Genomic DNA, 22,568 nt, shown 5'->3' with positions numbered 1-22,568 from the left:
AAAGGGGTTGAGCTACAATAGCACGCTTACTCTTTTAGACTGGAGCGGCAATGATCGACTGGCGCGAAATTGATACCGTCCTGCTGGACATGGACGGCACGCTTTTGGACCTGCACTTTGACAGCCACTTCTGGCTGGATCATCTGCCCCGGCGCTACCGCGAACTTCACCACCTGGATGAAGCGTCGCAAAATGCCCTGCGCGATCGCATCATGGGCGAGCAGGGCACGCTCAACTGGTACAGCCTGGCCTACTGGAGCCGTGAACTCGACGTGGATGTGGTTGCGCTCAAGCGTGAGGTGCAGCACCTGATTGGCCTGCGCAGCGATGCGCTGGATTTTCTCACATGGCTCAAGCAGGCTCATCCGCGCGTCATTCTGGCCACCAATGCTGATAGAGCCAGTCTATCGCTTAAATTACCGCTCACGGGGTTGGAAAACTACCTCGACGCCATCATCTCCTCGGAAGACGTGGGGGCGGCCAAGGAGGAGCAGGCATTCTGGTTTGCGCTTCAGGACATCGAGCCGTTCGACCCCGCCCGCACCTTGTTCATCGACGATAACCCCCGCGTGCTGGAAAGCGCCCGTGAATTTGGTATTCGCCATCTGCTGGGTATCAAGCAGCCCGATAGCCAGCGCCCTGAAAAAGAGCTGCAGGAGTTTATCGCCCTGGATCGATTTGCCCAACTGCTGCCGGAAAATCTGCCCGGGCAGCAAGGAGAGCGTTAATGAGCGACACCGTTCGCCTGGATAAATGGCTGTGGGCCGCGCGGTTCTTCAAGACGCGCGCCATGGCCAAGAAAGCCATTGAAGGCGGCAAGGTGCACTACGACGGTGCCCGTGTCAAAACCAGCAAGAATGTAGAGCTGGGCGCGTTGATTCGCGTACCGCAAGGGTGGGATGTCTACGAGGTCGAAGTCATCGCCCTTTCAGATCAGCGCCGCGGCGCCCCCGAGGCGCGCAAGCTGTACGCCGAAACCACCGAAAGCAGCGAACGCCGCGCGCGTGAAGCCGAGGCGCGCCGGTTGACCAATGAAGTCATGCAGCACCCGCTAAAGCGGCCGGATAAAAAGCAGCGCCGCGACATACAGCGCTTCCAGCGCCAGCCCGGCGAGTAGCCGCTCCCGCCGTTACGCGGCCTGGGTATCGTCATGCCATCACCCCGGCCGCTTCTTGTTTGCATACATTTATACCCAGGACCCTTCAATGTCTGATCAGATTCAGCGTTTCATGTTTGACCACACCAACGTGCGCGGCGAAATCGTCACGCTGTCCACTGCCTATCACGAAGTGCTGTCGCGCCATGCCTATCCGGGCGCCGTCAATGAACTGCTCGGCGAGCTGCTGGCGGCGGTTGCGCTATTGACCGATACCGTCAAGCTCGACGGAACCCTGAGTATCGAGGTGCGCGGCCAGGGCGTGCTTTCGCTCTTGATGGCCGAATCCAACCCGGGTGGCGAGCTGCGCGCGATTGCCCGGATTGCGGAAGACAGCCACCTGCCCAGCGAGCAGGCGAGCTTTCGCGAGCTGGTAGGTGAAGGCCAGATCGTGATTACTCTGGACCCGAAGGATGGCAATCGCTATCAGGGCATTGTAGCGCTGGACCATGAAACGCTCAGTGGCTGCCTGGAAGCCTACTTCAGCCAGTCCGAGCAACTGCCCACCCGGCTATGGCTGGCGGCGGACGGCGAGCGCGCCGGCGGCCTGCTACTGCAGCGCCTGCCCGAGGAGTCGCAGAATCAGGATGTCGATGCCTGGGAGCGCAGCGTGCACCTGGCCGAAACCATCAAGCCCGAAGAGATTCTGGGTCTTGAGCAGCGCGAAGTGCTGTATCGCCTCTACCACGAAGAAACCGTGCGCGTTTTCGAACCCAAGGCGTTGCGCTTTGGCTGCACCTGCTCACGGGAGCGGATGGCCGGCGCACTGCTGACGCTGGGCGCTGATGAACTGCGCGATATTCTTCAGGAACAGGGTGCCATCGATACCCAGTGCCACTTCTGCCACACGAAATATCACTACACTGCGGTGGATATTGAAGCCATGTTGGATGACCCTGAAGCACCGGCGCCGGTTATTCACTGATTATGTAGTCGCCCAGGTAAGTGGAGGCGTCAGTGCAAGGTGTGCAAAGTGTCAGCAGTTACAACGTGTTTGGCCTGGTTGCCAAACACTTGTTTGAAAAAATACTGCGCCGCAACACAAAATATTGTGTCCTTGTAGTAGTTTAACTACAAAATGTTTGATGCAAGCCCCCGTTTCGCGGGGGCTTTCTTTTTGCAATAATGCGCCACACTTCAGCATCCCCAGCCAGTTTTACATCGCTGGGACGACCTTTTAACGGCGTCGATGACGCCCGGTAACGAGAGAAACGGCCGCAAGGCCCAGGAATCGACATGACCACGACTCAAGCCGCTCCCCAAGCCCACGTCAATCTCAGCAGCGCCGAACTGATCGAGCGCGCCGTGGCCGGTGGTGAAGGCCGCCTGTCGGCTGATGGTGCTCTGGTAGTCAATACCGGCGTACGCACCGGGCGTTCACCGAAAGACCGCTTTATCGTCGATGAACCCGGAACCCGCGACAGCATTGACTGGGGCAGCGTCAACCGTCCGTTCGACGCCGCAAAGTTCGATGCCCTGTGGGCGCGGGTGGAAGATTACCTGGGTAGCCGTGAGTATTTCGTCTCTGAACTCCACGTGGGCAGCGATTCCACTCACTACCTGCCGGTTCGTGTGAACACCGAAACTGCCTGGCAGAACCTGTTCGGCCGCACCATGTTCGTTCGCCCAACGGCCTACAACCCGGCGGCTAAAGACGAGTGGGTCATTCTCAACGCGGCAGGTTTCGAGTGCGACCCGAGCCGCGATGGCACCAACTCCGACGGCTGCGTGATCATCAACTTCGCCGAGAAGAAGGTGCTGATCGCCGGCATGCGCTACGCCGGTGAAATGAAGAAGGCCATGTTCTCGGTACAGAACTTCCTGCTGCCGGCGGCCGACGTACTGCCCATGCACTGCTCGGCCAACGTGGGTGAAGATGGCGAAACCTGCCTGTTCTTCGGCCTTTCCGGCACCGGCAAGACCACGCTCTCCGCCGACCAGGCCCGCTACCTGATCGGTGACGACGAGCACGCCTGGGGCGACGACATCGTCTTCAACATGGAAGGCGGCTGCTACGCCAAGTGTATCGATCTTTCCGAGAAGAACGAGCCGGTCATCTGGAACGCCATCAAGTTCGGCACCGTGCTGGAAAACGTGGTGCTTAACGACCGCCTGGAGCCGGACTACGCCGACGACAGCCTGACCCAGAACTCTCGCGCCGCGTACCCGCTCGAGCACGTTGAAAAGCGCGTGCCGGAAAATCTGGCCGGTGAGCCCAATGCCATCGTTTTTCTGACCTGCGACATGTCCGGCGTGCTGCCGCCGGTTTCCGTGCTTTCCAAGGAAGCCGCCGCCTACCACTTCCTGTCCGGCTACACCGCCAAGGTCGGGTCGACGGAAATGGGCTCGTCCGAAGGCCTGGCCGCCACGTTCTCTACCTGCTTCGGCGCACCGTTCTTCCCGCGTCCGGCGCGTGAGTACGCGGACCTTCTGATCAAGCGTGTGGCCAAGAAAGACGCTCAGGTCTACCTGGTCAACACCGGCTGGACCGGCGGTGCTTACGGTGAAGGCGGCTCACGCTTCTCCATTCCGACCACCCGCGCCATCATCAGCGCCATCCAGTCCGGCGTGCTGCGCGATGTGGAAACCAAGCACATCGAAGGCCTCAACCTGCAGGTGCCGGTAGCCGTACCGGGCGTTGATTCAAGCCTGCTCGACCCGCGCGACACCTGGGCCGACCGTGACGCCTACGACCGCCACCTGAAAGACCTGGCCACCAAGTTCGTGGACAACTTCAAGAAGTTCGAAGGTGTAAGCGAAGCGATCATCAAGGCCGGCCCGCAGCTGACCTGATTGCCGCACCAGCAGTGCCAGAAGGCCGCCTCCGGGCGGCCTTCTGCTGTATGGATACCCAAGCGTGATAATGGCCCGCGGCGTCGCCTCCAGATAAAGCGGTGATAGACCGATTGTGATACCTTGTGGGCACTTAAAAATGCTGCATGAGTTAGTTGCACGTTATGGATGTCAATCAGCGAATTATTTCCCGCCTGGCCGATGAGCTGGGCGTGCGTCACCAACAGGTCGCGGCCACGGTAGAGCTTCTGGATGGCGGTGCGACTGTACCTTTTATCGCCCGTTACCGTAAGGAAGTGACCGGTGCGCTGGACGACAGCCAGCTTCGCCAGCTGGATGAACGGCTGCGCTACCTGCGCGAACTTGAAGAGCGCCGTGAAGCCGTGCTGCTTGCGATCAACGAGCAGGGCAAGCTGGATGCGCCGCTGAAGGCGGCGATCCAGTCAGCAGAAACCAAGCAGCGTCTGGAAGATCTGTACCTGCCGTTCAAGAAAAAGCGCCGCACCAAGGCGCAGATTGCTCGCGAGGCGGGCCTTGAGCCGCTGGCCGACGCGCTGCTGGCCAACCCCACGCTTGACCCCGAAGCCGAAGCGGCCAGCTACCTGCGCCCGGCCGAGGGGGACATACCCGCGATTGAAGACGCCAAGGCGGCGCTGGATGGAGCCAAGCAGATCCTCATGGAGCGCTTTGCCGAAGACCCGGAGCTGATCGGCCGGCTGCGCGAGCGCCTGTGGCAGGAGGGCGAGCTGAGCGCCCGAGTGCTGGACGGCAAGCAGCAGGAGGGCGCCAAGTTTTCCGACTATTTCGAGCACGACGAGAAGCTTGCCAAGGTGCCGTCGCACCGGGCGCTTGCCATGTTCCGCGGGCGCAACGAAGGCGTGCTGAGCCTCGCCATTCGTCTGCCCGGCGAAGAGGACGCCCCGGTGCATCCGGCCCAGGTGGCCATTGCCCGCCAAGTGGGTATCAGCGATGAAGGCCGCGCTGCGGATAAGTGGCTGGGCGAGGTAGTCCGCTGGACCTGGCGAGTGAAGCTATACACCGCGCTTGAAACCGAGCTGCTGAGCCGTCTGCGTGAACAGGCAGAGCTCACTGCTATCGAGGTATTTGCTGCCAACCTGAAGGACCTGCTGCTGGCTGCACCGGCCGGGCAGAAAGTCACGCTTGCGCTCGACCCGGGCCTGCGCACCGGATGCAAGGTGGCCGTGGTGGATGCCACCGGGCAGTTTATCGATCAGGCCACTATCTACCCCCACGCGCCGCAGAACCGCTGGGACGAGTCGCTTTCCGTGCTCGCCAAGCTGGTCAAGCAGCACGGCGTGGAGCTGATTGCCGTGGGCAACGGCACCGCCAGTCGGGAGACCGACAGACTGGCCGGCGACCTCTTAAAAGCGCTGGCGCCGGAGCGCCGGTTAAGCAAGGTAATGGTGTCTGAGGCGGGCGCTTCCGTCTACTCTGCCTCCGAGTATGCCTCACGCGAGCTGCCGGATCTGGATGTCACCATTCGCGGTGCGGTCTCCATCGCTCGCCGCCTGCAGGACCCGCTCGCGGAGCTTGTAAAGATCGAACCCAAATCCATTGGCGTGGGCCAGTACCAGCACGATGTCTCCCAGGTGCAGCTCTCGCGCAGTCTGGAAGCCGTGATCGAGGACTGCGTCAACGCCGTGGGCGTGGATCTCAATACCGCCTCGAGCGCGCTGCTTTCCCGAGTCGCGGGCCTGAGCACCGCGCTTGCGGAAAACATCGTCGCCCAGCGTAACGTAAGCGGCGCGTTCAAGAGTCGCAAGGCGCTGCTTGAAGTCAGCCGCCTGGGTCCCAAGACCTTCGAGCAGTGCGCGGGCTTTCTGCGCATTCACGGTGCCGATAACCCCCTGGATGCCAGCGCCGTTCACCCCGAGGCCTATACTTTGGTTGAGCGCATCGCCAAGCAGAGCGGGCGTGAAGTGAAAGGTCTGATTGGCGACAGCGCCGCGCTGAAAGCCCTGAAGCCGGCGGATTTTGCCGACGAGCGCTTCGGTATCCCGACCGTCAGCGATATCTTGAGCGAACTCGACAAGCCTGGCCGCGACCCGCGCCCGGAGTTCAAGGCCGCCGAATTCCGCGAAGGCGTGGAAACGCTCAAGGATCTCAAGCTCGGCATGGTGCTTGAAGGTACGGTCACCAATGTGACCCATTTCGGCGCGTTTGTGGATATCGGCGTTCACCAGGATGGCCTGGTGCATATTTCCGCGCTATCAAACCGTTTTATCGACGATCCGCGCAGCGTGGTAAAGGCCGGTGATATCGTGTCGGTCAAGGTCATGAGCGTGGATATCGCCCGTAAGCGGGTCGGCCTCTCCATGCGCCTGGACGATGAGCCGGAACGTGAAGAGGGTGGGGCCGCCCCCGCCAACCAAGGGGCACAGAAGCCGCCGCGCAGCAAGCGCGCCGCGCAAAAGCCGGCAGAAACGGCGGCTCCCATGGGCGCACTGGGTGCGGCGCTTTTAAAGGCACGCAAGGATAAATAGGCGCATCGCCCGAAAGCTTATTAGGCTTCATGGCAGAGGCGTCTTGAAAAAAGCATGGTTGCCGCCATATCCTGTTTTCTGTTTTTTTAGGCAGTTTTTAAGACAGCGATGATGGCGATGCCACCGGATTTCACCAGGGCCCGCAAGGCGGGCCTTACTGACAAGGAGTGTTCACCTTGCCTGAACCACTCACTGTATCTACCCGACTAACCGCTCAGATCGAGCGGCTCCTGCCCAGTGCCCGCCTTGGGCGTTTAGGGCGCCTGCGGCGCGGGCTCGAAAAAGAGGGCCTGCGGGTAGATGCAAAGGGGCATATCGCACAAACGTCGCACCCGGCTGCGCTGGGCTCCAAGCTCACGCACCCGCATATCACCACCGATTATTCAGAAGCTCTGCTTGAATACATCACCCCGGTCTATTCCGAGCCCCGGGAAGCGCTGGCGTTTTTATCCGATCTGCACACGTTTACCTACCACCACCTCGAGCAGGAGTGGATCTGGCCGGGCAGCATGCCGTCCAGGCTCTCGGGTAACGACAGCGTACCCATCGCCGACTACGGCACCTCCAACGTAGGCACCATGAAGCACGTCTACCGCAAGGGGCTGGATGTACGCTACGGGCGCATCATGCAGGCCATTGCCGGGGTGCACTATAACGTCTCGCTACCCGAAGACATGTGGCACGCCCTGCGTGAGCTGGAAGGCGCGGGCAATATCCCGTTCAACGACTACCGCTCGACGCGCTACTTCGGTCTGATTCGCAACTTCCGCCGGCACAGCTGGCTGCTGCTGTACCTGTTCGGCGCTTCGCCGGCGATCGACAAGAGCTTCCTGCCTGACGGCAAGGTGCCTGAAAAGCTCGAGCCTCTGGGCGACGATACCTTCTACGCGCCCTACGCCACCACGCTGCGCATGTCGGATCTGGGCTATCAGAACAAGGTCCAGTCGCAGCTCAAGATCTGTTTCAATTCGCTGTCGAACTACGTCAATACGCTGCGTCACGCCATCTCGACGCCCTGGCCCGATTACGAAAAGCTCGGCGTGAACGTGGAAGGCAACTGGCAGCAGCTCAATGCCAATATCCTGCAGATCGAGAACGAGTACTACAGCGATATACGCCCCAAACGGGTGGCCAAGCACAACGAAACGCCGAGCCAGGCGCTCGAGGCGCGCGGCGTCGAGTATATCGAAGTACGCTGCCTGGACCTGAACCCCTTCGACCCGCTGGGCGTGACCGAAACCCAGATGCGCTTTGTGGATACTTTCCTGATGTGGTGCCTGCTCAGCGAAAGCCCGTGGATTTCCGATGATGAGTGCGACCGCCTGGATGATAACCGCCGCTGGGTAGTCGAGCGCGGACGCGACCCCGAACTTGCGCTGATTCATGACGGCCAGCCGACTTCCGTCAAGGCATGGGGCGGGCAGATATTTGCCGAACTCAAGGAAATTGCCCGCCTGCTGGACGCCGTTGAAGACGAAGCGCCGCATGCGAAAGCGCTGGATGAACTTGCACCGCGTCTTGAGGATCCCTCGCTTACGCCTTCGGCACAGCTTCTGGCGCGCATGAAAGAGGGCAACGGCTCCCTGAGCGATACTCTGCTTGCCCTTGCCAAGGAGCAGGGCGAAAAGCTCAAGCAGACGCCGATGGTGCGCTCGCGCGAAGCGCTGCTGGCCCAGTTGATCGACACCTCGCACCAGCAGCAGCGGGACATCGAAGCGGCCGACCAGGAAAGCTTTGCTGACTTTCTGAAAACGTACTTTATCAAGGCACGCGAATCTCGCGCGCTCTCGGCGTTACCCTCTGAGGATAGGCAATGAACCCGGCAGCACTTCGCCCAGTGGCACTCGCAGGTCTGGCTTTCTGTGTATTGATGATGGCAGTCGCGCTCGGCCTTGAACATATCGGCGGGTTTGAGCCCTGCCCGCTGTGCATTTTTCAGCGGGTAGCGGTCATTAGCGCCGGGCTGATCTTTGCCGTCGCGGCGATTCATAACCCCGGTGGCAAGGTGGGCGCCGGTATTTATGGCGTGCTGGGGCTTTCGGCAGTGGGCACCGGCGCGTTCATTGCCGGGCGCCACGTCTGGCTGCAAAGCCTGCCCGCTGATCAGGTGCCGTCCTGTGGCCCTGGCCTTGATTATATGATGGATGTGCTGCCCATGCGCGATGTTATCGCCATGGTGCTGAACAGCTCCGGCGAGTGCGCCGAGATCGATTTCACCTTCCTGGGACTTTCGCTGCCCGCCTGGACGCTGATCGGGTTCGTGATTCTGGCGGCGGTGCCGCTGCGCATGCTGTGGCTGGCGTTTCGTCGCCGGTAAAGGAGAGCGGTGTGCTGTATCGACACTACGCGACGCAAGAGGAAATTGACCGGGCTCACGACCCGATGCTCGGGCGAGACCCCAGCGTATTGGTGCATGATTGGCGCAAGCGCAGCGAAGCGTCGCGCGCCAAACACCGCGTGAGCCTGGACCTGGCTTATGGGCCTAGCCTGGCCGAGCGCATGGATGTCTTTCATGCGCCGTGCCCAAACGCGCCCGTGCACGTGTTCTACCACGGCGGCTACTGGCGCTCGCTTGGCCACCGGGAATTCAGCTTTATCGTCGATGACCTGGTAGCGTCGGGTATTACCGTCGCCGTGGTCAACTATGCGCTGTGTCCGCAGGTGCGCTTTAGTGAACTGGTTCGCCAAAGCCAGGCAGCGATTGCCTACGTATACCGAAATGCCGCTGCCTTGGAGGTAGATCCAGCTCAGCTGAGTGTGTCAGGCCATTCGGCGGGCGGGCACCTGAGCGCGATGCTGGTTTCAACGGATTGGGAGCGTGTCTTCGGGCTGCCCAATCACATCATTCGCGGCGCGCTGTGTGTCAGCGGGCTGTATGACCTGCGCCCGTTTCCGTGGTCCTGGCTGCAGCCCAAGCTTCAACTGACCGGACGCGATATCGAGGAGTTCAGCCCGCTGGGGCTGACGCCACCCCTGCAGGTGCCCGTTCAACTGGCCGTAGGCGGGCAGGAGCCCGAAGCGTTCGAGCAGCAGATGGCGGATTACGTCACTCATCTGGCGCAAGCGGGCCACCCGGTTCGACATCATGTGCTGGCGTCAGCCGACCATTTTTCGATTCTTGAGCACTACCTGGAAAATGGCTGTTTCGTTGAATGGATTAAAGCGTTTCACGACATTGGCTAGCGCCCCGGCAGGGGCGCTATGCATTTGGCGGCTTAATTAACGTACTGGTAATTAGCGCCTAGGGAATGACCGCCGTGGCTTCGATCTCCACCTTGGCCTGGTCCTCGACGAGCCCGGCCACCTGGACCATGGTCATCGCCGGGAAATGCTTGCCCAGTACCTCGCGGTAGGCCGCGCCCACTTCCTTGAGGCGTGCCAGATACTCCCGTTTATCCGTGACATACCAGGTCAAGCGAACAAGATGCTCCGGCCCGGCATTGGCTTCTTTCAGAATGCTTACAATGTTTTGCAGCGCCTGATTCACCTGCGCGACAAAGTCGTCGCTCTCGAAGCGCTGGTCGGCGTTCCAGCCGATCTGCCCCCCTACAAACACCGTCTGCCCGGAAGCCACCACGCCATTGGCGTAGCCGATGGCGGGCTTCCAGTGGGAAGGGTGAAGAAGCTTTACAAAGCTGGCGTCGCTCATGAGAATTATCCTTATCAGTTATCTACGGTAATGTGCTGGCGTATCCCTTCGACCCAGGGCATCGATTGTCCGCTATCGAGATCCATGAACACCAGGGTGGAGCGGCTGGTCAGTCGCTTCTGCTCACCGCAGTAAGCCGAGATTTGAAGGGTCAGGCTACTGCGGCCGATGGCCTCTACCGCAAGCTCGAACCTGAGCCGCTCGCCCAGGCGGCTCGGCGCATGGAACTGAGTCTCGATCGAGACCGTAGGCACGCCCTGGCCGGTTTCAACATGCAGATGATTGAAGTCGTGGTGCAAGACCTCTTCGAACCAGTCTTCGACCACTGAATTTATCATCTCGAAATAACGCGGGTAAAACACGATCCCTGCCGGGTCGCAGTGCTGAAAACGGACTTTTCGCTGTGTGGTAAAAGGCATCATGTCTCTTTGCTCGGTGGTTCGGCTACACGCCCAGGTAACGGTCGCGAACGGTGGCGTCCAGGGCGGCGGGCCTGTCGTCCCACACGGTGCAGCCTTTCTCTAGAATGGTGCAGCGGTCGGCAATCGGCAGTATTTCGCTCAATGACTTATCGACCAGCAGAGTGGCCTGGCCCTGCTCCTTGAGCAGGCGAATCGCCCGCCAGATTTCCTGACGAATGACCGGGGCCAGCCCTTCGGTAGCCTCGTCGAGCACTAAAAGGCGTGGGTTGGTCATCAGCGCTCGGCCAATGGCCAGCATCTGCTGCTCACCGCCAGAAAGCGTCTTGGCCATCTGGGTACGGCGCTCTTCCAGGCGCGGGAACAGCGCCTCCACCTTATCCAGCGTCCACTCCCCCGGGCGAGCGGTGACCAGCAGGTTTTCACGCACCGTGAGGTTGGGAAAGCAGCGCCGCCCCTCCGGCACCAAGCCAAGCCCCGCCTTGGCAATGCGGTAAGCGGGCAGACGGCGCAGATCCTTCGATTCAAACTCGATAGTGCCGCGGCTTGCCGGTGTAAGGCCGAACACCGAACGGATGGTCGTGGTCTTGCCCATGCCGTTGCGGCCCATCAAGGCCACCATTTCGCCCGCCTTTACCTCGAGGCTTACACCGAACAGCGCCTGGGAGGGGCCGTAGAACGTTTCGATATCGGCAACTCTAAGCATTGGAATCTCCCAGGTAGGCTTCACGCACGCGCGGGTCCTGCTTGATCGTATGGCTATCGCCGTGGGCGATGACGCTACCCGAGACCAGCACCGAGATGCGGTCGGCCAGGCGAAACACCGCTTCCATATCGTGCTCGATCAGCAGGATCGGCACTTCCCGCTTGAGCACTTCGAGAAGCTCCGTCAGCTTGGCCGAGCCTTCCGGCCCGAGACCCGCCATGGGCTCATCGAGCAGCAGAGCACGGGGCTTGAGCGCCAGAGCGCAAGCAACTTCCACCTGGCGGCGCTCGCCGTGGGAAAGCTCGAACACCGGCGTCCAGGCGCGATGGGAAAGCTGCATGTGCTCCAGCGCCTGGTAGGCGGGTTCAAGCAGGGCCGCATCGCGGGAGACGCGCTTGAAGAACCGGAAACTGTGCCCCTGCAGCGCCTGCACGCTCATCATCACGTTGCGCATCACCGAAAGCGGCTCGGCAAGCGACGACACCTGAAAGCTGCGCCCGAGCCCGAGGCGGGCGCGCTGGGCCACGCTCATGCTAGTGATCGCGGTACCCGCCAGATGAACGCTGCCTTCGTCCGGGCGGATGTTGCCGGCAATCTGGCCGATTAGGGTCGATTTGCCGGCGCCGTTAGGGCCGATCAGGGCATGGATCTCTCCCGGCCTGAGATCCAGCGAGACATCGTTGGTCGCGTGCAGGGCGCCAAAGCGCTTATGCAGGTGATGTAGTGATAGAACGGCGTCACTCATTGCGTTCTCTCCCGGCCAGTAGCCCCATGACACCGTGCTGGGCAAACAGCACCACGCCCAGCAGCACCAGCCCCAGGAAGAGCTGCCAGTACTGCGTGATACCGCCCAGCAGGGTTTCCATCATCACGAACAGCACCGCCCCGGCAAGCGGGCCATAAAGCCGCCCGACACCGCCCAGAATCACGATGACCATCAGCTCGCCGGAAAAATGCCAGCTGAGCACGGTCGGGCTGACAAAGCCGTTCAAGTCGGCATACAGCGCCCCGGCAAGCCCGGTAATGGCCGCGGAGATGACGAAAGCCACCAGACGAATGGGGTAGGGGCTGATACCCGACGTAGCCAGACGGACGTCGTTGAGCCTTGCCATGGTCAGCGCTGCGCCAAAGCGCGATTTCATCAGCCGTGAAGTCAGCGCCATGGCCAGTATCAGGCCGATGAAACAGATCAGAAAATAGGTCAGCGCGTTGCCGGTATCCAAAAGCGGCAGCGTGTTGCGAATATAGATCGGCAGGCCGTCCTCGCCGCCGTAGGTTGGCCAGGAGTTGGCGAAGTAGTAGATCATCTGGGCAAAGGCGAGAGTGATCATGATGAAATACACCCCGGTGGTGCGCAGCGAAATGGCGCCGATCACCAGTGCCAGCAGCGCACACAGCAACGCCGCTGCCAGCCAGATGACCAGCAGGTTATCGCTGCCCGGTACGCTGATGGGCCAGCTCATGAAAGGCGTGAAGTCAAAGGCGTGGTAAGCGCTGATACCGGCGACGTAACCGCCCAGGCCAAAGTAGGCCGCATGCCCGAAGCTCACCATGCCGCCATAGCCAATCGCCAGGTTAAGGCCCACCGCCGCCATGGCAATGATGGTAATACGTGAGGCCAGATTGACGTAGTAGAGATGCCCCAGAAAATAGGCCACCACCGGGAGTATCAGCAGCAGGCCAAGCAGGGTCATCTGCACAAGCCCCTTGCGATCAAAATGGCGCTCGGTTCCGGGAGCCTTTACGGCACCGGGGGCGCGTTGGGAAGTCGTGTTAATCATGAGCGGAGAACAGTCCCTTTGGCTTGAACGCAAGAATGATCGCCATGAGGATATAGATCAGCATGGCTGCCAGCGCAGCGCCTACCCCGGATGCCTCGGATGGCGGCATGAACGCACGAAAGAAGATCGGCAGATAGACGCGCCCGAGAGTATCCACCACGCCGACCAGCAAGGCGCCCAACAGTGCGCCCTTGATCGACCCGATGCCGCCGATGACGATCACCACGAAGGCCAGAATCAGCACCGGCTCGCCCATGCCCACCTGTACCGACTGCAGGGCGCCCACCAGCGCCCCCGCCAACCCGGCAAGGCCCGCGCCGAGAGCAAACACTACCGTATAGAGCTTGGAGATGTTCACCCCCAGCGCACCGATCATCTCGCGGTCGCTTTCGCCGGCGCGGATACGCATCCCCAGGCGCGTTCTGGAAATCAGAACGTAGAGCGCAATGGCAATGACGATACCCACGCCGATCAATACCAGCCGATAAATGGGATAGCGAGTATTACCGGGTAGCGTCACGAAACCGGTCAGCCAGGATGGCGGGCTGAGTCGCAAGGGGGACGAGCCGAAAATCCAGCGCGTGCCTTCCGAAAAGATGAGAATCAGCGCGAAGGTAGCCAGCACCTGGTCCAGGTGCGGGCGATGGTAGAGCCTGCGTATCACGATCAGCTCCACCAGTGCCCCGGCCACGGCTGCTGCTGCCATGCCCGCGGCCAGCCCTGTCAGAAAAGAGCCGGTTGAGGCGGTCACCGCTGCCGTCGCGTAAGCGCCCACCATGTAGAAGGAGCCGTGGGCCAGGTTGATCAGCCCCATCACGCCGAACACGAGGGTAAGGCCGCTGGCCATCAGAAACAGCATCGTGCCAAGCTGCACGCCGTTAAGTAATTGCTCGATTAGCAGAGTAACGGACACGTTGGGTATCCTTGACCGAGTGAAGAGAAGGGCCGGGTTTCAGCCCCTGGCCCGAGTGGATCACATCTGGCACTGTTCGTAATAGACGTCCTGAATGTCTTCGACGGCAACGCCGATCAAGCGGTTGGTCGGCTGGCCGTCCTCGCCCTCGACGACTTCACGCACGTAGATATCCTGGATGGGGTGATGGTTGGGGCCGAAGCGGAACTCCCCGCGCACGCTGTCAAAGTCAGCGGCCCGCAGCGCTTCACGAAACGCATCCTGGTCATCCGGGTGGACGCTATCCAGGGCACTCAGAATCAGATTGGCGGTGTCGAAGCCCTGGGCGGCATACAGAGTGGGTGTGCGGCTGTAGGCCTCACGGAAGCTGTCCACGAACTGATGATTGGTCTCGTTATCCAGGTCGTAGGCCCACAGGGAGGTGTTGCGCGCACCGATGGCAGCGCTGCCGACCGCCTTGATCAGGATTTCATCGAACGAGAACGCCGCGCCGAAGATGGGAATGTCCACGCCGGAGCTCTCCCACTGCTTCATGAAGGAGATGCCCATGCCGCCGGGCAGGAAGAAGAACAGGCTATCGGCGTCGCTGGCGCGGATCTGGGCAATCTCGGCGGCGTAGTCGGTCTGGCCCATCTGGGTATACAGCTCGTCGACAACCTCACCTTCATAAAGGTGCTTGAAGCCTGCCAGGGCATCGGTACCTGCCGGGTAGTTGGGCGCCATGATGATGGGGCGCTCAAAACCCTCCTTGCGCATGTACGCGCCCATGGCGCCGTGCAGGTTGTCGTTCTGGTAGGCCACGTTGAAGTAGTTCTCGTGGCACATGCGCCCGGCAAGATCCGAGGGTCCGGCATTGGGCGAAAGATAGAAGGTGCCCTGGCGAGTCACCGCAGGTACCACGGCCATGGCCAGGTTCGACCAGATGATACCGGTCATGATGTCCACGTCGTCGCGCTGCATGAACTCGTTGGCGAGGCTGCGCGCCAGGTCCGGGCGGTTGGCATCATCCTGGATAAGCACTTCGATGTCATCGCGGCCGGACTGCTCGATGGCCAGCATGAAGCCGTCACGAACATCCACCCCAAGGTGAGAGCCGCCGCCGGAGAGTGTTGTGATCATGCCGATCTTGACATCGTCAGCTTGCACTGCCATCACGCTGGATGAAAGCAGCAGGCCAAGGCCGAAGCGGGTAATGTTCTTCATGTTGATTCCCTCATTTTGTTGACGTTTTATGGCTGAGAGGCGGTCTAGTGGATGCTCGGTGCGCTGCTGTCGCTGTCCTTGCGGGTTTGCGTCAGCCGAAAACGCTGCACCTTTCCGGTGGCCGTTTTGGGCAATGTATCGATAAAGCGTACCGAGCGAGGGTACTTGTAAGGCGCAATCGTTTGTTTTACAAAATCTTGCAGCGCCTGCCTGCAGGCATCATCTTCTTCAAATCCAGCGTTTAATACCACAAAGGCTTCGACGATCTGGCCGCGTTCCGGGTCCGTGGCACCAATCACGGCGCACTCCTTGACCGCGGGGTGGGCAAGCAGTGCCGACTCCACCTCGGGGCCAGCAATGTTGTAGCCCGCCGAGATGATCATGTCATCGTTGCGGGCCGCGAAGTGGAAGTACCCCTCGTCGTCTTTATAAAACGCGTCTCCGGTAATATTCCAGCCTTCCTGGACGTAGTGACGCTGGCGCCGGTCAGCCAGGTACCGGCAGCCCGTGGGGCCGCGCACGGCAAGCTTGCCTATGGAACCCACTGGCACGTCCTGCATGTCGCTGTCGACGATTCGCGCTTCGTAGCCGGTTACCGGTTTGCCGGTACAGTTGGGGCGGTGGTCATCCAGGCGGTTGGAAATGAAGATATGCAGCATTTCCGTTGCGCCAATCCCGTCGATGATGGGCGTGCCGGTCTGCTTGATCCAGTCGTGATAAATGGGCGCCGGCAGGGTTTCACCGGCGGATACCGCCACGCGCAGGCTGCCAAGATCCTCATGACGGGTAGGCGAGGCAAGCATCGCCCGGTAGGCGGTGGGTGCGGTGAACACGACCGTTGCCTGATACTCGCGGATGATTTCCATCATGTTGGGCGGGGAGGCATGCTCGAGCAGGACGGCGCAGGCCCCGAAGCGCAGCGGAAAAATCGCAAGGCCCCCCAGGCCGAAGGTAAACGCCAAGGGTGGCGAGCCCACGAAAACGTCATCCGCGGTCACCTTGAGCACGTCTTTTGCGTAACCGTCGGCAATCATCAAGAGGTCGCGATGAAAATGCATGGTGGCCTTGGGGGAGCCGGTAGTGCCCGAGGTAAACCCCAGAAGCGCCACGTCATCGGCGGCGGTGTCTATCGCCTCGAAATGGGCAGGTTTGTTCAAGGCCAGCCGGTCAAGCTCGGCGTCGTGGCTGGCCGTGCCGTCGAAACCGACGATGCGGGTAAGCCCGGGGCACTGCGTCTGGCACGCCAGCAGCTCATCGACCAGGCGAGTATCGCACAGGGCGAGATGCACCTCCGCCTTGTCGATAACCTGGGTAAGCTCCTTGGCGCGCAGCATCGGCATGGTGTTGACCACCACCGCGCCTGCCTTGGTGGCTGCCAGCCAGCAGGCTACCATCGCCGGGTTATTGGCTGAACGTATCAGCACGCGGTGGCCGGGGACAACGCCCAGGTCTTCCACCAGAACGCGCGCCAGGCGATTCGTCCACTCGGCAAGTTCCTGATAGGTGCGCCGGCGTCCGTTGCCGGCCAGGGCGATTCGGCCACCCAAGCCTTGAGACACCAGGCGGTCGCAAAGCTCAACGCCAGCGTTGAGCCGTTCAGGATAGTTGAAGCCTGCGAGCAGAAACTCAGGCTGGTCCTCAACAGGTGGCAGATTATCTCGGGCAAACGTATCCAGATGCGCCGATTCGATGTACATGACCAACCTCCGTATTTAGTGTCGTTGTTTATTCCCGCAAGCGTTTGAACGGCGCCTGCGGGATACGGTGTCTGGCGTAGTGCGTTATCGCAGTTATTGTTGTTGGTATGGTGACGGCTTTAACGCTTTAGCATGTGGCGATAATCGATGGCTGGCGGTTTACTCCTCGGCAAGCAGGCTGCGGGCGATCACCACCTTTTGCACATCGGATGCGCCCTCGTAGATCCGCAGCGCACGAATCTCACGATACAGGCTCTCGATGATATGGCCCTTGCGCACGCCATCACCGCCGTGGAGCTGCACCGCCTGGTCGATCACCAGCTGAGCCTGGTCCGTGGCAAAGAGCTTCGCCATGGCCGCTTCACGGGTCACCCGCTCGGCGCCCTGGTCCTTGGTCCAGGCCGCGCGGTAAACCAGTAGTGCTGCGGCATCCACATTGAGCGCCATATCCGCCAGGTGGCCCTGTACCATCTGCAAATCCGCGAGAGCGGCGCCAAACAGTTCGCGGTCACGGCTGCGCGTCAGCGACTCGTCCAGCGCCCGGCGGGCAAAGCCCAGCGCCGCCGCGCCGACCGTCGAGCGAAACACGTCGAGTACCGACATGGCGATTCGAAACCCCTGCCCGGGCTTGCCGATCAGTGCACTTTCCGGCAGGTACATATCCTTGAACCCGATGCGCGCCAGCGGGTGGGGCGCCACCGCCTCCAGCCGCTCGCGGATTTCCAGCCCCGGCGTATCCGCGGGTACCAGAAAGGCCGAAAGACCTTTGGCCCCGGGGCCTTCGCCGGTGCGGGCGAACACCGTATAGATATCCGCGATTCCGCCGTTGGAGATCCATGTCTTCTCGCCATTCAGCCGGTAGCCGCCGCCGTCGCGTTCGGCACGCGTATCCAGCTGCGCCACGTCCGAGCCGGAACGCGGCTCGCTCAGGGCAAAGGCGGAAATCGCTTCGCCCCGGCGGGTCTTGCCCAGCCAGCGTTTCTGCTCGTCGCTGCCGTAAAGGCTGATCGCCCCGGTGCCGAGTCCCTGCATGGCAAAGGCGAAGTCGGCCAGCCCGTCGTGGCGGGCAAGCGTTTCACGAATCAGGCACAGGCTGCGTACATCGATATGCTCACCGGCGGTGCCTGCCAGAAAACCCGCCTTGCCCAGGTCGCGCACCAGTGCGACGCAGGTAGCGTCCACGTCATCGTGCGCGCGAGGCAGCGTCTCGCGGCACCAGGCTTCGAGCTTGTCGGCAAGCTCGCGGTGGCAATCTTCGAAAAAAGGCCAGTGTAGAAAACGCGTATCGCTCATCAGTCCCCCTTGAACTCAGGTGTTTGCTTGGCGACAAAGGCTCGATAGGCGCGTTCGAAATCCAGGGTCTGCATGCAGATCGCCTGCGCCTGAGCTTCGGATTCTATGGCCTGTTCAAGGCTCATCGACCACTCCTGGTTGAGCTGTGTCTTGGTGATGCCGTGGGCGAAGGTGGGGCCCTGGGCCAGACGAGTGGCGTAGACGAGGGCCTCCTCTTCAAGGGCGGCGGGTTCGACCACGCGGTTATAGAACCCCCACTGCAGGCCTTCCTCGGCGCTCATGCTGCGCCCGCTGTAAAGCAGGTCTGCCGCACGCCCCTGGCCGATGATGCGCGGCAGCATGGCGCAGGCCCCCATGTCGCAGCCTGCAAGCCCCACGCGGGTGAACAGGAAAGCCGTACTGGCGCGAGGAGTGGCAAAACGGATGTCCGAAGCCATGGCGATGATTGCCCCGGCGCCCACGCAGATACCGTCGATGGCGGCGATGATCGGCTTGCCGCAGTGAAGCATGGCCTTGACCAGATCCCCGGTCATGCGGGTGAATTCGAGCAGGCCTTTCATGTCCTTACCCACCAGCGGGCCGATGATCTCGTGCACGTCGCCGCCGGAGCAGAAGTTCTCGCCATTGGCGGTAAACACCACGGCGTGAACGTCCGAGGCGTAGGCCAGGTCGCGGAAGGTATCGCGCAGCTCGGCGTAGCTTTCAAAGGTCAGCGGATTCTTGCGCTCGGGGCGATTCAACCGAATAACGGCGACGCCTCCTCGCATTTCCCAGATAAAGTGTTCGGGGGATAGCCCTGCCATGCGCTTCATCTTGTTGTTCTCGCCTCTGGTTGTTAGTCGGGGTCGTGGGCAGTGGTAGGCAAGCAGTGCAGCAGCTCGCCGATATGGTGGGCGTCCTCTTCGCCCACGCCTTCGAATAGTGCATTGATCCAGCGCTCGTGCTCGACGGCCATGGCGCTGAAGGTCTCGCGGCCAGCGGGGGTCAAACATACCCGCGTGGCGCGGCGGTCGCCTTCGATGGCAATACGCTCCACCGTGCCGTCTTCCACCAGCCGGTCGACAATGCCGGTGACATTGCCGTTGGAAACCCGTAACCGCCTGGAAAGCTCGTTCATCTTCAGGCCGTCTTTATCCGCATACAGGGCGGCCATGACGTCGAAGCGGGGCAGGGTGGTGTCGTGCTCGGTACGCAGGCGCTCACGCAGAATGGATTCCGTCTGGCGAGTCACCCGCAGCATGCGTAGCCACAAGCGCAGGCGCTCCTTGCTCAGGCTCTGTGCCGTCATACTTCGCCCCCTGAAATGGAAATGGCCTGGCCAGTGATGGCGCCGCTGTTCGGCCCGCATAGCCACAGTGCCGTGGCAGTCACCTCGGCGGGCATTACCAGGCGCCCCGTCGGGTTGGTGGATTGGAAGTGGGCGGTGGCCTGTTCGGCAGACTGCCCGGTCTTGGTCACGATAGTGTCAACGCTTGCCGCCAGCAGCGGCGTATCGGTAAAGCCGGGGCAGAGCGCGTTGATGGTCATGTTGCGGGCGGCAGTTTCCGCCGCCAGCGCGCGTACCAGGCCGACCACGCCGTGCTTGGCCGCGCAGTAGGCGCCTACGTAGGCGTAGCCCTTGAGCCCAGCGGTGGAGGCCACGGCAATCATTCGCCCGCCATCGTTGAGCCGTTTCAGCCCTTCGCGCAGGGTCAGAAATACCCCGCTCAGGTTGACATCCAGCATGCGCTGCCACTGCTCGAAGGAGGTCTTGGCAAGAGGCGCGCTTTCCGCGGCCCCGGCGTTGGCGATCACGATATCCACGCTCCCGAGCGTCTCGAACAGGGCCACCATGGCGGCCTCGTCGGTAACATCCACCACGTTATACGAAAGCCCATCGTGCTTGCGAGCGAGTGCTTCAAGCACTTCCTGGCGCCGGCCGGTGATAGTGACGTTCGCCCCGGCCCTGGCAAACGCCAGCGCCATGTCCGCGCCTATACCGCTGCCGCCGCCGGTGATGACTACCCGCTTGCCGTGCAGGTGTTTTGCCTGACTCATATCCAACCCTCGTTGCGCTCGGCCAGGCGCTTAAGCTGAGCGCCCCCGGCCCGGTAGGGGGCAGGCCACTCCACTTCATCGTCACCCAGCGAGGCGGCCACGTGCAGCGTCCAGTAAGGGTCGGCCAGGTGCGGGCGGGCGATGCACACCAGATCTGCACGACCGGCAATCAGGATCGAGTTCACGTGATCCGCCTGATAGATATTGCCCACGGCCATGGTAGCAATGGGCGTTTCGTTGCGAATGCGATCAGAAAAGGGGGTCTGGAACATGCGCCCGTAAACCGGCTTCGCCTGGGTGGAGGTCTGCCCGGCGGAAACGTCGATGATGTCGACCTCTGCCTCACGCAGGCGTTTGGCGATCTCGACCGCTTCGTCCGGTGTCACCCCTTCATCGCCGCGCCAGTCGTTGGCGGAAATACGCACGGCGAGCGGCTTGTGCGCAGGCCAGGCCGCGCGTACCGCCTTGATGACCTCAAGCGGATAGCGCAGGCGGTTATCCAGCGAGCCGCCGTACTCGTCATCGCGATGGTTGGTGAGCGGGGTAATGAATGACGAGAGCAGGTAGCCGTGGGCCGCGTGAATCTCGATCATGTCGAACCCGGCGCGGTCGGCCATGCGTGCCGCTTCAACGAACTCATCGCGTACGCGCTCCATGTCTTCTCGCATCATGGCGCGCGGCACCTGGTTGCGCTCGGACCAGGGCTGCTTGGAGGCCGCCATGATCGGCCAGTTATCTTCACCAAGCGGCGCATCCATCTCTTCCCAGCCCAGCTGAGTTGAACCCTTGGGCCCCGAGTGGCCGATCTGAGCGCAAAGCTTGGCTTTGGTTTCCTGATGGACGAAATCGCACAGACGCTTCCACGCCGCTTCATGTTCCGGGGCGTATAGTCCCGGGCAGCCCGGCGTAATGCGCCCGGTGGCGCTGACGCAGGTCATCTCGGTATATACCAGGCCCGCACCCCCCTTGGCACGCTCGGCGTAGTGGCTGAAATGCCAGTCGTTAGGGCAGCCGTCGACGGCCTTGTACTGCGCCATGGGGGAGACCACCACGCGATTGACAAGGCGCATGTCGCGAAGCTGATAGGGCGCAAACATCGGCGCCCGCGCGCTGTTCGGGTTGCCCGCCTGGGCTTGAAACCAGCGCTCCGCACTTTCCAGCCATTGCGGGTCACGTACCCGCAGGTTTTCATGACTGATACGCTGGGAGCGGGTCAACAGCGAGTAGTTGAACTGCACCGGGTCAAGGTCCAGGTAGCGCTTGATCTGCTCGAACCACTCCGTCGAGTTGCGCGCCGCCGACTGCAGACGCAGCACCTCGAAGCGGCGCTCCTCTTCATAGCGGGCAAGCGCGGTTTCCATGCTGCTTTCACTATGCAGGTAGTTGGCCAGCGCAATGGCGCTCTCCAGGGCCAATTTGGAGCCCGAGCCGATCGAGAAGTGGGCCGTGGCCGCGGCGTCGCCCATCAGCACGACGTTTTCAAAACTCCAGCGCTCGCACAGCACCCGGGGAAAATTGATCCAGGCGGAACCGCGGATGTGGTGGGCATTGGTCATCAGCGCATGGCCGCCCAGGTGCTTGGCAAAGATTCGCTCGCAAAGCGCGATGGATTCCTGCTGGCTGAGTTCGCCAAAGCCGAACGCCTGCCAGGTGGCTTCGCTGCACTCGACGATAAAGGTCGCCGTGTCGCTGTCGAACTGGTAGGCATGCGCCCATACCCAGCCGTGTTCGGTTTTCTCGAAGATAAACGTAAAGGCGTCGTTGAAGGTCTGGTGCGTGCCCAGCCAGACGAACTTGCACGCCCGCACATCGATATCGGGCTTGAAGTGTTCGGCGTAGGTCTGGCGGGTGCGTGAGTTGAGGCCGTCTGCGGCGAGTACCAGGTCATACTCACGCCGGTACTGTTCGATAGCGGCTTCGCTGGCATCGGTTTCAAAACGCATCTCGACGCCCAGCTCGCGGGCGCGGACCTGCAAGAGAAGCAAAAGCTGCTTGCGTCCGATACCGCAGAACCCATGGCCGGTGGAGACCGTCTTGACGCCTTTGTGAACGACTGCGATATCGTCCCAGTAGGCAAAGTGTTCGCGAATGCGCTCGGCACTCACCGGGTCGTTGGCGGCCAGGTTATCCAGCGTTTCATCGGATAGCACCACGCCCCAGCCAAAGGTGTCATCGGCACGGTTGCGCTCGATGACCACTATCTCGTGAGACGCGTCCTTGAGCTTCATGCTGATGGCAAAATAGAGACCGGCAGGCCCTCCACCCAGGCAGGCGATTTTCATTATTGTTCTCCCTATGGACGTACTTCATGGCTTGAAGATAGGGAGAGCAGCTTAAAAATTCAAGTTTAAAATTTTTAAGCTTAAAGTATTTTTATCGATGCTTTGTTGGCCGTGAATTCGTCGTACTCGTCGGCC

General features: G+C 61.3%; 21 protein-coding genes. 8 read left to right on the top strand and 13 right to left on the bottom strand.

The window, feature by feature from the left end; translation table 11 throughout:
- Positions 1–50 precede the first annotated feature (50 nt).
- From yrfG to B0H98_RS01810, 8 genes are all read left to right on the top strand, one after another.
- Positions 51–728, top strand: a complete 678-nt coding sequence (gene yrfG / locus B0H98_RS01845; protein ID WP_106373367.1) for a GMP/IMP nucleotidase — start codon at positions 51–53, stop codon at positions 726–728.
- A complete protein-coding gene (gene hslR / locus B0H98_RS01840; protein ID WP_106373366.1) occupies positions 728–1,117 on the top strand; it encodes a ribosome-associated heat shock protein Hsp15 in 390 nt (129 codons plus the stop codon). Before yrfG ends, hslR begins: the two co-directional genes overlap by 1 nt.
- An 88-nt stretch (positions 1,118–1,205) precedes the next feature.
- The gene (gene hslO / locus B0H98_RS01835; protein WP_106373365.1) at positions 1,206–2,081 is read left to right on the top strand and encodes an Hsp33 family molecular chaperone HslO; all 876 of its coding nucleotides are present in this window, start codon (positions 1,206–1,208) and stop codon (positions 2,079–2,081) included.
- Between the two features lie 311 nt (positions 2,082–2,392).
- On the top strand, positions 2,393–3,949 hold the full coding sequence (locus B0H98_RS01830; RefSeq protein WP_106373364.1) for a phosphoenolpyruvate carboxykinase: 1,557 nt from the start codon (positions 2,393–2,395) through the stop codon (positions 3,947–3,949).
- A 164-nt stretch (positions 3,950–4,113) separates the two neighbouring features.
- Positions 4,114–6,453, top strand: a complete 2,340-nt coding sequence (locus B0H98_RS01825) for a Tex family protein (protein ID WP_106373363.1) — start codon at positions 4,114–4,116, stop codon at positions 6,451–6,453.
- 176 nt (positions 6,454–6,629) lie between these two features.
- Positions 6,630–8,270, top strand: coding sequence for a glutamate--cysteine ligase (gene gshA, locus B0H98_RS01820; RefSeq protein ID WP_106373362.1), 1,641 nt, complete (start codon positions 6,630–6,632; stop codon positions 8,268–8,270).
- A complete protein-coding gene (locus B0H98_RS01815) occupies positions 8,267–8,770 on the top strand; it encodes a disulfide bond formation protein B (RefSeq protein WP_106373361.1) in 504 nt (167 codons plus the stop codon). The genes gshA and B0H98_RS01815 overlap by 4 nt, the downstream gene beginning before the upstream one ends.
- Before the next feature lie 11 nt (positions 8,771–8,781).
- Entirely contained in the window at positions 8,782–9,636 is an 855-nt protein-coding gene (locus B0H98_RS01810) for an alpha/beta hydrolase (RefSeq protein ID WP_106373360.1), read from the top strand.
- A 58-nt stretch (positions 9,637–9,694) separates the two neighbouring features.
- On the opposite strand, the gene B0H98_RS01805 is transcribed toward B0H98_RS01810, so the two are convergent.
- From B0H98_RS01805 to B0H98_RS01745, 13 genes are all read right to left on the bottom strand, one after another.
- A complete protein-coding gene (locus B0H98_RS01805) occupies positions 9,695–10,102 on the bottom strand; it encodes a RidA family protein (RefSeq protein ID WP_106373359.1) in 408 nt (135 codons plus the stop codon).
- A gap of 14 nt (positions 10,103–10,116) precedes the next feature.
- Positions 10,117–10,521, bottom strand: coding sequence for an acyl-CoA thioesterase (locus B0H98_RS01800; RefSeq protein WP_106373358.1), 405 nt, complete (start codon positions 10,519–10,521; stop codon positions 10,117–10,119).
- A gap of 25 nt (positions 10,522–10,546) precedes the next feature.
- Positions 10,547–11,227 carry an ABC transporter ATP-binding protein gene (locus B0H98_RS01795; RefSeq protein WP_106373357.1) on the bottom strand — a complete coding sequence of 227 codons (681 nt, stop codon included), beginning with the start codon at positions 11,225–11,227 and terminating at the stop codon, positions 10,547–10,549.
- Entirely contained in the window at positions 11,220–11,972 is a 753-nt protein-coding gene (locus B0H98_RS01790) for an ABC transporter ATP-binding protein (RefSeq protein WP_106373356.1), read from the bottom strand. The genes B0H98_RS01795 and B0H98_RS01790 overlap by 8 nt, the downstream gene beginning before the upstream one ends.
- On the bottom strand, positions 11,965–13,008 hold the full coding sequence (locus B0H98_RS01785) for a branched-chain amino acid ABC transporter permease (RefSeq protein ID WP_106373355.1): 1,044 nt from the start codon (positions 13,006–13,008) through the stop codon (positions 11,965–11,967). Before B0H98_RS01785 ends, B0H98_RS01790 begins: the two co-directional genes overlap by 8 nt.
- A complete protein-coding gene (locus tag B0H98_RS01780) occupies positions 13,001–13,921 on the bottom strand; it encodes a branched-chain amino acid ABC transporter permease (RefSeq protein WP_106373354.1) in 921 nt (306 codons plus the stop codon). The genes B0H98_RS01785 and B0H98_RS01780 overlap by 8 nt, the downstream gene beginning before the upstream one ends.
- A gap of 60 nt (positions 13,922–13,981) precedes the next feature.
- Positions 13,982–15,124 (bottom strand): ABC transporter substrate-binding protein, encoded by a 1,143-nt coding sequence (locus B0H98_RS01775; protein WP_106373353.1) that lies wholly within the window; start codon positions 15,122–15,124, stop codon positions 13,982–13,984.
- Positions 15,125–15,168: 44 nt separating this feature from the next.
- Entirely contained in the window at positions 15,169–16,821 is a 1,653-nt protein-coding gene (locus B0H98_RS01770) for a benzoate-CoA ligase family protein (protein ID WP_106373352.1), read from the bottom strand.
- Between the two features lie 159 nt (positions 16,822–16,980).
- Complete coding sequence (locus tag B0H98_RS01765; protein ID WP_106373351.1) at positions 16,981–18,114, bottom strand: acyl-CoA dehydrogenase family protein; 1,134 nt, start codon at positions 18,112–18,114, stop codon at positions 16,981–16,983.
- Entirely contained in the window at positions 18,114–18,917 is an 804-nt protein-coding gene (locus B0H98_RS01760; RefSeq protein ID WP_422822135.1) for an enoyl-CoA hydratase family protein, read from the bottom strand. The genes B0H98_RS01765 and B0H98_RS01760 overlap by 1 nt, the downstream gene beginning before the upstream one ends.
- 32 nt (positions 18,918–18,949) lie before the next feature.
- Positions 18,950–19,402, bottom strand: coding sequence for a MarR family winged helix-turn-helix transcriptional regulator (locus B0H98_RS01755; RefSeq protein WP_106373349.1), 453 nt, complete (start codon positions 19,400–19,402; stop codon positions 18,950–18,952).
- Positions 19,399–20,151, bottom strand: a complete 753-nt coding sequence (locus B0H98_RS01750) for an SDR family NAD(P)-dependent oxidoreductase (RefSeq protein WP_106373348.1) — start codon at positions 20,149–20,151, stop codon at positions 19,399–19,401. Before B0H98_RS01750 ends, B0H98_RS01755 begins: the two co-directional genes overlap by 4 nt.
- Positions 20,148–22,433: a bifunctional salicylyl-CoA 5-hydroxylase/oxidoreductase gene (locus B0H98_RS01745; protein WP_106373347.1), complete on the bottom strand. Its 2,286-nt coding sequence runs from the start codon at positions 22,431–22,433 to the stop codon at positions 20,148–20,150. The genes B0H98_RS01750 and B0H98_RS01745 overlap by 4 nt, the downstream gene beginning before the upstream one ends.
- Positions 22,434–22,568: the final 135 nt, after the last annotated feature.

It is taken from the genome of Vreelandella songnenensis, assembly GCF_003002925.1.
Classification (GTDB): domain Bacteria; phylum Pseudomonadota; class Gammaproteobacteria; order Pseudomonadales; family Halomonadaceae; genus Vreelandella; species Vreelandella songnenensis.
The sequence above is the reverse complement of the archived record's forward strand: the minus strand, read 5'-3'. Positions and strand labels throughout refer to the sequence as shown.